This window comes from Caulobacter sp. GW821-FHT11A05 (assembly GCF_058809015.1).
Genome location: NZ_JBXASF010000002.1, coordinates 259,866 through 271,760, shown reverse-complemented (window position 1 = coordinate 271,760; position 11,895 = coordinate 259,866). Strand labels below are relative to the sequence as shown.

At 68.0% G+C, this 11,895-nt stretch carries 9 protein-coding genes; 5 read left to right on the top strand and 4 right to left on the bottom strand.

Annotation, left to right across the window (positions count from 1 at the left end; genetic code table 11):
• Positions 1 to 28 precede the first annotated feature (28 nt).
• From ilvC to AC1RSK_RS04175, 3 genes are all read right to left on the bottom strand, one after another.
• A complete protein-coding gene (gene ilvC / locus AC1RSK_RS04185; RefSeq protein ID WP_492905809.1) occupies positions 29 to 1,048 on the bottom strand; it encodes a ketol-acid reductoisomerase in 1,020 nt (339 codons plus the stop codon).
• Positions 1,049 to 1,189: 141 nt separating this feature from the next.
• Positions 1,190 to 1,825, bottom strand: coding sequence for a hypothetical protein (locus AC1RSK_RS04180; RefSeq protein ID WP_492905807.1), 636 nt, complete (start codon positions 1,823 to 1,825; stop codon positions 1,190 to 1,192).
• A gap of 69 nt (positions 1,826 to 1,894) precedes the next feature.
• Positions 1,895 to 2,968 (bottom strand): RcnB family protein, encoded by a 1,074-nt coding sequence (locus AC1RSK_RS04175; RefSeq protein WP_492905806.1) that lies wholly within the window; start codon positions 2,966 to 2,968, stop codon positions 1,895 to 1,897.
• A 121-nt stretch (positions 2,969 to 3,089) separates the two neighbouring features.
• On the opposite strand from AC1RSK_RS04175, the gene AC1RSK_RS04170 reads away from it, so the two are divergent.
• Entirely contained in the window at positions 3,090 to 3,644 is a 555-nt protein-coding gene (locus AC1RSK_RS04170) for a DUF924 family protein (protein WP_492905804.1), read from the top strand.
• A 313-nt stretch (positions 3,645 to 3,957) separates the two neighbouring features.
• On the opposite strand, the gene AC1RSK_RS04165 is transcribed toward AC1RSK_RS04170, so the two are convergent.
• Positions 3,958 to 4,866: a hypothetical protein gene (locus AC1RSK_RS04165; RefSeq protein ID WP_492905802.1), complete on the bottom strand. Its 909-nt coding sequence runs from the start codon at positions 4,864 to 4,866 to the stop codon at positions 3,958 to 3,960.
• Between the two features lie 140 nt (positions 4,867 to 5,006).
• Here AC1RSK_RS04165 and AC1RSK_RS04160 point away from each other — a divergent pair, with 140 nt between their 5' ends.
• The 4 genes from AC1RSK_RS04160 to AC1RSK_RS04145 all read left to right on the top strand — a co-directional run bounded on the left by AC1RSK_RS04160 (position 5,007) and on the right by AC1RSK_RS04145 (position 11,654).
• Entirely contained in the window at positions 5,007 to 7,433 is a 2,427-nt protein-coding gene (locus AC1RSK_RS04160) for a hypothetical protein (RefSeq protein ID WP_492905801.1), read from the top strand.
• A gap of 119 nt (positions 7,434 to 7,552) precedes the next feature.
• Positions 7,553 to 10,009 (top strand): calcium-binding protein, encoded by a 2,457-nt coding sequence (locus tag AC1RSK_RS04155; RefSeq protein WP_492905799.1) that lies wholly within the window; start codon positions 7,553 to 7,555, stop codon positions 10,007 to 10,009.
• Between the two features lie 103 nt (positions 10,010 to 10,112).
• Positions 10,113 to 10,964 carry a thymidylate synthase gene (locus tag AC1RSK_RS04150; RefSeq protein WP_492905798.1) on the top strand — a complete coding sequence of 284 codons (852 nt, stop codon included), beginning with the start codon at positions 10,113 to 10,115 and terminating at the stop codon, positions 10,962 to 10,964.
• A gap of 219 nt (positions 10,965 to 11,183) precedes the next feature.
• On the top strand, positions 11,184 to 11,654 hold the full coding sequence (locus tag AC1RSK_RS04145) for a hypothetical protein (protein ID WP_492905796.1): 471 nt from the start codon (positions 11,184 to 11,186) through the stop codon (positions 11,652 to 11,654).
• Positions 11,655 to 11,895: the final 241 nt, after the last annotated feature.

The window sequence follows — 11,895 nt, the reverse complement described above, 5'->3', positions numbered from 1 at the left end:
CAGCTGGGGCCGGGCGGGGGAACTTTCATCAGTTCCGGGCCTTGTCGACCAGTTTATTCTTCGTAATCCACGGCATCATGCCGCGCAGACGCTCGCCGACCTCCTCGATGGGATGTTCGGCGTTGCGGCGGCGGGTGGCCTTGAAGCTGGGCTGGCCGACGGTGTTCTCGGCCATGAAGTCGCGCACGAAGCGGCCCGACTGGATGTCCTCCAGCACCCGCTTCATCTCCGCCTTGGTGTCGGCGGTGACGATGCGCGGGCCGGTGACGTACTCGCCGTACTCGGCCGTGTTGCTGATCGAGTAGTTCATGTTGGCGATGCCGCCTTCATAGATCAGGTCGACGATCAGCTTCACCTCGTGCAGGCATTCGAAATAGGCCATTTCCGGCGCGTAGCCGGCTTCGACCAGAGTTTCGAACCCGGCGCGGATCAGTTCAACCAGGCCGCCGCACAGCACCACCTGCTCGCCGAACAGGTCGGTCTCGCATTCCTCGCGGAAGTTGGTCTCGATGATGCCCGAGCGGCCGCCACCGATGGCGCTGGCGTAGGCCAGGCCCAGGTCGAGGGCGTTGCCGGTGGCGTCCTGATGCACCGCGATCAGGCAGGGCACGCCGCCGCCCTTCTGGTACTCGCCGCGCACCGTATGGCCGGGACCCTTGGGGGCGACCATCAGCACGTCGACGCTGGCCTTCGGCTCGATCAGCCCGAAGTGGACGTTCAGGCCGTGGGCGAACAGCAAGGCCGCGCCGTCGCGGATGTTGGGGGCGATCTCGTTGGCGTAGATGCCGCGTTGCAGCTCGTCGGGGGCCAGGATCATCAGCATGTCGGCCCAGGCGGCGGCCTCGGCGACGGTCATCACCTTCAGGCCGTCGGCCTCGACCTTCTTGGCCGTCGAGGAGTCGGGACGAAGCGCCACCACCACGTTGGTCGCGCCGCTGTCCTTGAGGTTAAGCGCGTGGGCCCGACCCTGGCTGCCATAGCCTACGACGGCGATCTTGCGGTCCAGGATGCGGGCCAGATCAGCGTCGCGGTCGTAGTAGACGCGCATGATTTATTCTCCAAGGCAGCGATTTACGCCGCACCTGCGCAACGGCAGTGCAGCAAAGCGACGCTATCCAGCGGAATTTTGCGCGAACGTCAAGGTTGGCGTTCCTCGGCATGGGGAAAAACCGCCGCACGGCGCCGATGGCTACTCGGCCGGCGGCGGACGGATGGCGTGATAGAGGGCGACACGGACCTCTTCGGTGTAACCCCAGCCGTGGCACAGCTGGTAGGAACTGCGCCGCCGGCCGGCCGTCTCGATCTGCAGAACGGTCGAGGTTCCATCGAAGCACATTGGGGCGCTGCCATCTTTCATCGGAACAGCCTCGGGCATGTAGACCGGCTCGGCATAGAGACAGTCCTGGCCAAGCGCCGCCTCCAGCTCGGCCACGGCGGCCGGCAACATCGGCCCTTCCCGGTCGTCCTCCCGGCCAAACTTGTGACGGCTGCGCAGCCACCAGCGCCCGTCCTTCGAGCCGAAGGCGATCGTCACCGTGTCGGAAATCCAGCCGTGCTCGAGCTCCGTCCCAATCACCCGCCTAGCCTCGAAGCCGGGCGGCGGCGTCAGACTGACGTTGAGCTCCCGCGCCACCTCGGCGGCCCGCGCCAGCCGTCTGGGCAGTTGCGCCTCGTAGGCAGCCAGAGCGGCGCGATCCACAGCGTCGTAGCTGTGGCAGGAGGCCTGCTCTTCCGGCGCCGACGCCGGCGGGGCCTCCGGTGAGGGCGGCGTGCAGGCCGACAGCAGCAGGCAGGCCAACAGGGTCGAGGCAAGGGAGCGCTTCACTGGCCCAGCAATCATGAAACGGCCCCGGAGTCACCCCCGGGGCCGTCGTCATGGACAAGGCGGAAGGCCTTACCAGAACAGGTCGTAGTAGACGCTGAGCACCCGGCCGCTCCAGACGTCGACCAGGTAGGCGTCGTCGCCGACGCGGACCCACTCGCAGCCGATCGGCGGCATCGGCAGGCCGTAGCTCCACCAGTCGTTCAGGTAGTAGTTCGAGCCGTACCAGCCGTAGGGCAGGATATCGCCATAGCGCCAGCTGTTGCTGTACCAGCCGCGCGGGTAGATGTAGACGCCCAGCCGGAAGCGGCGCGAGGACCGGTATTCATGCCGCCAGTGGCGGCTGTCGTACCAGTGACGACCCCGGTCGCGGTTGCGGGCCTGGCGGCCCTCGCCCGGACGGCGGCCGTCCCAGCGGCCATCGTTGTTGCGATCCCAGCCGCCCCGGCCATCGCGGCCGTCACGACCGCCCTGCTGGCCGCCGCGATCGGGGCGGCCATCGTTGTTGCGGTCCCAGCCGCCCCGGCCATCGCGGCCGTCACGACCGCCTTGCCCGCCCCGGTCAGGACGGCCATCGTTGTTGCGGTCCCAGTCGCCCCGGCCGTCGCGGCCGTCACGACCGCCCTGCCCGCCCCGGTCAGGACGGCCATCGTTGTTGCGATCCCAGTCGTTGCCGCGGTTGGGCGGCACGACGCCGCCGTTGCCGGGGCCGCGTCCGCCGCGACCACCCCGGTCGCCGCCGCGATCGGGACGGCCGTCGTTGTTGCGATCCCAGTCGCCGCGCGGTTGCTGCGGCGGCTGGGCGCCGCCATTGCCGCCACGGTTCCAGTCGCCGCGCGGGCCGCGACCGTTGACGCCGGCCTTGCCGCTGCCGGGATTGCCGCGGTCAAAGCCGCTCTGACCGCCGCCGCCGGGCGGCTGGGCCGCCGGCGGGGCCGGATCCTGGCGCGGAGGCCGCGGGCCGCGTTCGCCGCGACCGCCACGCTCGCCGCCGCGCTCGCCGCGCGGCTCCCTGGCCGGCCTGGGCTGTTCCTGCTCCACCTCGGCCCGCGGTCCGCGACCGTCACGCTCCTCGCGCGGCGCTGCCAGGGCGGCGGTTCCCAACACCAGGGCCAGGGCGGCGCCGGCCGCTAAAACCTTCTTCATTCCCGATCTCCAGCCCTGGCCATGTTTTATGGCGGGCGCGAATGTCCATCGAGCCATCCAGATGCGACTTCCAACCTGAACGGCACTTGAACGAAAAGCCAGCCTCGTTAACCCTCGCCGCATGCCCGCCCATCCCAACGATGTCCTGACCTTCTGGACCACCGCCGGCCACCAGAAGTGGTTCGCCAAGGACGACCGCTTCGACGCCGCCATCCGCCTGAAGTTCGAACCCGTCCACTTCGCCGCCGCCCGCGGCGAGTACGACCACTGGATGGACAGCGCCGACGGCTGCCTGGCCCTGCTGATCCTGCTCGACCAGTTTCCCCGCAACCTGTTCCGCGGCAGCGCCCACTCCTACGCCACCGATCCCAAGGCCCGGGCCATCGCCCGCCACGCCATGTCGCGCGGCTTCGACACCAAGGTGGCCCCCGAGTTGCGCCCCTTCTTCTACCTGCCCTTCGAGCACAGCGAGGACCCGGCCGACCAGGACGTCTCCGTCGCCCTCTGCCAGGGCCTGGCCGACGAGCTGAACGACGCCGAGACGGTGAAGTACGCCCTGATCCACCGCGACATCATCCAGAAGTTCGGCCGCTTTCCCCACCGCAACAAGGCGCTGGGCCGGGAGACGACGCCGGCGGAGCAGGCGTTCCTCGACGAGGGCGGGTTCGCGGGCTGACTATCGAAGCGGCCAACCATTATACCGCGCGTCTCGCCCGGAAGGGGGCGATGCGGTTGATCGCGCTTGAAAACATTGGCGAAACTGTGCCCGCAGGGTTGGTCCAGGGGCTGTGGATGTGGCCTGGCGCGTGGGTCGGACGGTTGGTCGGCTGTCGCCGGATGTTGGCCCGATTGTCGTCGCCGGACCAACATCGGGCCGCCCGGTTTTGCGCAAATTGCTGTCGGTTTCGGGTCGCCAGAACGACCCCGTCGAGGGCCCCCAATATGAATATGTCTAGACATATTCATGCCGCCGGTGGGGTAATCGGCGCCTAGCCCGCCACCGCCGCGCCGGCTCGCCAGGCCAGGGTGCGCCAGTACATGGCCACCATCCGCGCCACGCGGCCCGGGAAGTCGTGGCCGAAAGCCATGGTCCCGTCGGCCTGGGGAATCAGGAAACCCTCCTGGCGGGCCAGCTTGATCAGATGGTTGACCTGGTGCCGCGGCGCCCCGCTGCGTCGGACCAGGTCCAGCACGTTCAGCCGCACCGGCCCGCGCGGCGGCCAGGCCTCGCCCGGATCGTCGGTCAGCAGGATCTGGCCGATCAGGGTCATGCCGGCGTTGCGCTCGGCCAACACGTCCAGCGAGATCGTATCGTCCGGCTTGTGGTGTATGGCGGCCAGGGTGATCGCCTCGCCGGCGGCCATGAACCGCTCGAACACCCCAGGCTCCTCCCAACGGGCCAGAAGTTGGCCGGCCAGCGGCTCGATCGGGACCATCTCCTCCAGATCGCGGCGGAAGCGGCCGTTGATGAAGGCCCGCAGCGCCTGTGTCGGCTGGTATCGGCGCTCGCCGGCCGGCCCGAGCTCGGCAATGGGCTCGATCAGCCGCAGGTATTGCAGATAGACCAGGGTCGCCCGCGCCCGCCCGCGGCTGGCCAGTTTCAGCTTGCGCAGCAGCCGCGCCAGGGTCGCCGATGTCAGCCCCTCCGGCTGGGCGGCCAGCACCATGGCCTTCTCGGCCGCCACCCAGTGGGCGATGTCGCGGATCGAGCCCTGCAGCGAGCTGCCGCGCCCGGGAATGACCAGCCAGTTGTTCAGGGTGGCCCGGGCCTGGGTCCCGCAGGCCGGGTGGCGCAGGTAGGGCGCGTAGCCCTCCGGCCCGCAATAGCGCCAGGCGGCCGCCGCCAGCGCCACCTCGGCGTCCGACGCGCCGCCGCTATGATCCTCACCCCAGGCCACGCACCGCAGACTGCACGATGTTTGGCGGACGGACCACGCATTTTGAGTTGTCCCGGGCGGTCCGGTGTCAAATTTGCACACTGCCGGAGCAGGGCCGATCGGCATACGCAGCTTGGATTTAGCGACCGCCGAGGCCCGCCATGAACTTTCCGTCTGTTCTCCAGCTCTTCCCCCACCTTACCCAGCCGGGCGTGACCGTCATCAGCGGCGCGACGCCGGGCGAGCAGTTCGGGGGCAGTGTCGCGAGCGCCGGCGACGTCAACGGCGACGGCTATCTGGACCTCATCGTCGGGGCGCCGCGCGCCGCGCCCAACGGGACGAATTCGGGAACCGCCTACGTCCTGTTCGGAACCGCCACCGGCCTGCCGAGCAGCGTCAACGTCGCCGCGCTCGACGGGACCAACGGTTTCCGCATCCATGGGCCGGCCGCCGAAGCGGTCGCCGGCTACGGAGTCGCCTCGGCCGGTGACTTCAACGGCGACGGCTACGGCGACCTGATCCTCGGCGCGCCTGGCGAGGCCGACGGCGCCGGCGGGGCCTATGTGGTGTTCGGCAAGGCTTCGGGTTTCGCGGTCGATCTTCAGGTCTCCGACCTCGACGGGACCAACGGGTTCCACTTCGGCCCCGGCATCGGTGTCTTCGACCTGACCGGCGGCAGGGTCCAGTCGGGTGACATCAACGGCGATGGCCTCTCGGACCTGATCGTCAACGCGCCGCTGAACGACGCCGCCTACGCCAGCGGCGGGGCGGTCTATGTGATCTTCGGCACGACGGACCCGATGGACGCGACCCTGGCGCCCGGCGATCTGGACGGCGCCAACGGTTTCCGCATCGTCGGCGCCGGCGCGCCGATCGAGTTTGGGTCAGCGATCGGGGTGGCCGACGTCAACGGCGACGGGTACGACGACATCCTCGCCACCGCCCCCGTCGAGGGCGTCGCCTATCAGGGCGCGGCCTATGTGGTCTATGGCAAGGCGGGCGGTTTCACAGCCGCCATGACACCCGATTTCGTCAATTCCAGCCACCTCCAGGGCGCTGAGCCGACCGATTACCTCGGCCGGTCCATCGCCTCGGCGGGCGATGTCAACGGCGACGGGGTCGAGGATCTGATCGTCAGCTCCGTCTGGCGGCCAAACGGCAGCCAGTACGGCGGCGCCTATGTGGTGTTCGGCAAGGCCGGGCTCGATCCCTACCTCTTCCCCGGCAACCTGGACGGCTCGGACGGCTTCCTCATTCCGGGATTTCTGTTGCAGACCCAGTTGGGCGTGTCCGTCGCCTCGGCCGGCGACATCGACGCCGACGGCTACGACGACCTGATCATCGGCGCCCCGGCCGTGGCCGCCCTGGGCAACGGCGAGGTCTATGTCCTCTACGGCAAGGCTGCGTTCGACAGCGGAGTCATCGATACGGCCGCGCTGGACGGCCAGGACGGCTTCCGCGTCCGCGGCGGCTCGATCTCGGCCTTCGGGGCGTCTGTATCCGGAGCCGGCGATCTCAACGGCGACGGCTTCGACGACCTGATTGTCGGCTCCTCGACGGGCGGCGTCTACACCCCGACCGGCCTGGCCTACATCATCTACGGCCAGGCCCGTGACCTGGTGAAGGTCGGGACGACGGGCGGCGATACGCTCACCGGGCACCTCGGCAAGGACCGCCTGGAAGGCGGCGACGGCGACGACATCCTCGACGGGGCGGCCAACACCGACCTGCTGTATGGCGGCGAAGGGGCCGACGACCTGATCGGCGGGCTGGGCGGCGACAGCCTGTTCGGCGACGCCGGCGCAGACGAGCTGTCGGGCGGCGACGGGGCGGACAAGCTTTATGGCGGTACAGGCGCCGATGTCCTGAACGGCGACGTCGGCAACGACCGCATGGACGGGGGGAGCGAGGCCGACACCCTGAACGGCGGCGACGGCAACGACTATCTCGACGGCGGCGCGGGCATCGACATCCTGGTCGGCGGCGCGGGCAACGACGTCTACATCATCGACACCTTCGGCGAGCAGATCGTCGAACAGGCGGGCGAAGGCTACGACATCGTCCGCGCCAACCGCGCCTGGGCCCTGGCCGCCAATGTCGAGGCCCTGGAACTGCAGGGCTCCGGCGGCTTCGACGGGGCCGGCAACGACCTGGCCAACAACCTGCAGGGCAACACCGGCGGCAACACCCTCGATGGCGGGGCCGGAGTCGACACCCTCAACGGCAACGACGGCGACGACTTCATCGTCGGCGGCCTCGGTAACGACCTGCTGCGTGGCGGGCTGGGGGCGGACACCTTCTCTGTCCTCCATGCCTTCGGCCCGGTGCTCGAGACCGACCAGATCTATGACTTCAGCGCCGCCGAGGGCGACATCATCGAGCTCTCCAGCATCGACGCCATCGCCGGCGGCGCCGACGACGCCTTCACGCTGGTCTCGGCCTTCAGCAAGGTCGCGGGCCAGATGACCCTGACCTTCGCGGGCGGCATCACGACCCTGAAGCTCGACGTCACAGGCGACGGCAAGGTCGACTACCAGGTGAAGATCAACGGCGACGTCACTGGCGAGAGTGGGGACTGGCTGCTGTAGAGCCGAGGGCCGCCCCCCCCCTGTCAAATTTGCACACTGCCGGGCGGGTCGCGATCGGCATACTTGAAACGGGCATAGCAGCCGCCCGCCCGGGCGGCCGTGAATAGACGAGGCCCGCCATGAACTTCCCCGCCGTTCTCAACGTCAGCACGCTCACCCCCGATGTCGGCATGGTCATCGGCGGCGTCACGGTGGGCGACCGCTTCGGCGCGGCCGTCGCCAGCGCCGGCGACGTCAATGGCGATGGCTATCTGGACATCATCGTCGGGGCGACGCACGCCGATCCCAACGGCGCCAACTCCGGAACCGCCTACGTCCTGTTCGGGACCGCCTCGGGCCTGCCCGCCAACCCCGACCTCGCGGCGCTGGACGGGACCAACGGCTTCCGCATCCATGGACCGAACGCCGACGCCTTCGCCGGCTACAGCGTCGCCTCGGCCGGCGACTTCAACGGCGACGGCTATGGCGACCTGATCGTCGGCGCCGTCGGCGACGCGGCCGGCAAGGGCGGGGCCTATGTGGTGTTCGGCAAGGCCACCGGCTTCGCGGCCGACCTGCAGGTCGCCGACCTCGATGGGACGAACGGCTTCCGCTTCAGCCCCGGGGCCTACGACCTGGCCGGGCAGACGGTGCGGTCGGGCGACATCAACGGCGACGGTCTTTCCGACCTGGTCGTCAGCGCGCCGCTCAACGATGACAACGGCCCCAACACCGGGGTCGTCTACGTCATCTTCGGCACAAGGGACCCGATGGCGGCGACGCTGGCGCCGGGCGACCTCGATGGTTCGAACGGCTTCCGCCTCTTCGGCCTGTCGTTGCCGGTCGAGTTCGGGTCGGCCGTCGGCGTGGCCAACGTCAACGGCGATGGCTACGACGACCTCCTGGTCACCACCCCCGGTACGAGCTTCGGCGGCCGGAACTATGGGGGCTCGACCTTCGTGATCTACGGCAAGGCGGGCGCCTTTTCGGCCACTGAGGTGCTCAGTCCCGCCGTCTCCGCCTCCAGCAACATCTTCGGCGCCCAGGCCTATGATTTCAGCGGTCGCTCCGTCGCCTCGGCGGGGGACGTCAACGGCGACGGGTTCGAGGACCTGATCATCGGTTCCGCCCGACGGCCGAACGGCAACCTGTATGGCGGCGCCTACGTCGTATTCGGCAAACCGGTCTTCGGCCCCTATCGCGACCTCGCCGCGCTGGACGGCTCGGACGGCTTCCTCATTCCGGGCGCCCTGTCCTTCAGCGAGACCGGGACTTCCGTCGCCTCGGCCGGCGACATCGACGGCGATGGCTATGACGACCTGATCATCGGCGCGCCGGCCGTCGCGGGCTTCGGCCGGGGTGAGGCCATTGTCCTGTACGGCAAGGCCAACTTCGGCAGCGGCGTTATCGATACGGCCGCGCTGGACGGGCATGCTGGTTTCCGAATCCGAGGCGCTTCGTACAACTCGGCCTTCGGCGTCTCGGTTTCGGGGGCGGGCGATCTCAACGGCGACGGCTTCGACGACCTGATCGTCGGCGCCCGGGGCCCGAGCGGATCAGCGGGCGCGGCCTACGTCATCTACGGCCGCATCCGTGACCAGCTGGATGTCGGCGGCGCGGGCGCCGACTTCCTGAGCGGCCATCTCGGCGAGGACCAGCTCAGCGGCATGGGCGGCAAGGACCGCCTCGATGGCGGCGAGGCCAACGACATCCTCGACGGCGGCGACGGCAACGATGTCCTGCTCGGCGGCGCCGGCGCCGACGACCTGATCGGCGGCCTGGGCGGCGACAGCCTGTTCGGCGACGACGGGACCGACGAGCTGGCGGGCGGCGACGGGGCGGACAAGCTCTACGGCGGCCTGGGCGCCGACACCCTGGGCGGCGACGGCGGCAACGATCGCCTGGAGGGCGAGGCCGACATCGACGCCCTGAACGGCGGCGATGGCAACGACTACCTCGACGGCGGCGCCGGCGCGGACATCCTGGTCGGCGGGCTCGGCAACGACGTCTTCATCGTCGACAATGGCGGCGACCAGACGGTCGAGGCGGCCGGCGAGGGCTACGACCTGGTCCGCGCGGCCTTCAGCTGGGAGCTGGCCGACAATATCGAGGCGCTGGAACTGCAGGGGACCAGTGACGTCAACGCGACCGGCAACGGCGAGGCCAACAACCTCCAAGGCAACAGCGGCGCCAATGTCCTCTCGGGCCTGGGCGGCGTCGACACCCTCAACGGCAATGACGGCGACGACGTGATCCGGGGCGGGGCCGGCAACGACCTGCTGCGCGGCGGGCTGGGGGCGGATCTGTTCCTCGTCGCCCACGCCTTCGGCCCAACCCTCGAGACCGACCAGCTGTACGACTTCTCGACGGCCGAGGGCGACGCCATCGACCTCTCCGGCATCGACGCCATAGCCGGCGGCGCCGACGACGCCTTCACCCTGGTCTCGGCCTTCACCAGGACCGCGGGCCAGATGACCCTGACCTTCTCTGGCGGGATCACCACGCTGAAGCTCGACGTCACCGGCGACGGCAGGGTCGACTACCAGATGAAGGTCAACGGCGACGTCACCGGCGATTCCGCCAACTGGTGGCTCTGACGACGCCCGCCGCCGGGTGTCCTGCGGATAAATCGTCGCGGCTGTGGATGTTCACGCCAACGCCACTTTGCAGGACGCTGATTCGCGGCGAGGCTGCCCGCCCATGGCCCTCGTCGCACCCGTTCTGTCCGCCTCGCCGCAACCGGCCCCCGCCGACCACGGGGAGCGCCAGTACCTCGGCCTGCTGGCCGACATCATGGCCAATGGCGTCCAGCGCGGCGACCGCACCGGCACCGGCACGCTTGGCGTCTTCGGCCGCCAGATGCGCTTCGACCTCAGCCAGGGGTTCCCCCTGCTGACCACCAAGAAGCTGCACCTGCGCTCGATCATCGTCGAACTGCTGTGGTTCCTGCGCGGCGAGACCAACATCCGCTACCTCAAGGACCATGGCGTCAGCATCTGGGACGAATGGGCCAACGCCGAGGGCGACCTGGGCCCCGTCTACGGCAAGCAGTGGCGCAGCTGGACCGCCCCCGACGGGCGGGTGATCGACCAGATCAGCGCGGTGGTCGAGGCCATCAGGACCAACCCCAACAGCCGCCGCCACATCGTCAGCGCCTGGAACCCGGCCGATGTCGAGGACATGGCCCTGCCGCCCTGCCACTGCCTGTTCCAGTTCTTCGTCGCCGACGGGCGCCTCAGCTGCCAGCTCTACCAGCGCAGCGCCGACGTCTTCCTGGGCGTGCCGTTCAACATCGCCAGCTACGCCCTGCTGACGATGATGGTCGCCAAGGTGACGGGGCTTGAGCCCGGCGAGTTCGTCCACACCTTCGGCGACGCCCACCTCTATCTGAACCATCTGGACCAGGCCAAACAGCAGCTGGCCCGCGAGCCCTACCTGTTCCCGACCATGACCCTGGCCGACAAGGACGACCTGTTCGCCTTCGAACTCGGCGACTTCCTGGTCGAGGGCTACCAGGCGCATCCGACGATCAAGGCGCCGATCGCGGTCTAGAACATTTGATTTTGTTTCCTTTTTGTTCTAGTTGGTTCCTAATGAACTAGGAAATCTGAAATGGCTGACAAGAATGGGGGACCAGTGCCTTTTCAAAAGGGCGCACCAAGCGTGGGCGTAAGCCCTGCGCCGAGCCCCAACGTAGGAACGCCGACTGTCGTGCCTGCGGCACCTTCACCGCCACCCCCGCCGCCGCCGCCTCCCTCGAAGTAAGCACAGATGGATGCCCCCAATTGGGCTGACGCAATCACGGCATTTGCCGCAGTGCTCGCTCTATTCTTCGTAGGATACCAAGTTAGTCTGGCCCGCCAGGCCACCAACATTTCGATTGGGCAGAACTTTCTCGCAATATCCAGAGAACTCTGGGATTGCTGCATGAGCGCTGCTGCGCTCACCGACGAGGAAGACCCCAGCCGTCATAGGTTTAATTTCTGCGTTGGCCAAATACTGGGCCACTTCGACTATTTTGTAATCACGATTAGCGACGGTGCCATAAAAGGAAAAACTGCCGATTTTATAGAAGAAACTATTTGCGACTATTTGGACGGCATGGCTGCAAATGAATATGCGCCGGCAATCAAGGCCCTAACCGCTAAGTCGCATGTTTGCAAGAATCTCAAGGACTTTTGCAAACAGCGGGCGCGGCGCTTTGATCACAGGGATATCGTCCTGGATATGTTGAAATTCTAGATTCGAAAGGCGCTCTATGGACAAGTTCTCCAAGCGACCAACCTTCGCTCAAGACGGTGCGCCAACGTTGGTGACGAGACCAACGACCAAGGGAGCTGGCACGCCGACAGTAATTCCTCGCGCGCCGGCTCTTCCGGCTTCACCGCCTAAGAAAGGCAAATGAACTCAAGTTTCGCGACCGAGAGCCTGTCGGCTGAAACCTATCTGCGGATCATCAGGGGCTGACCACGAGCGATCGGGC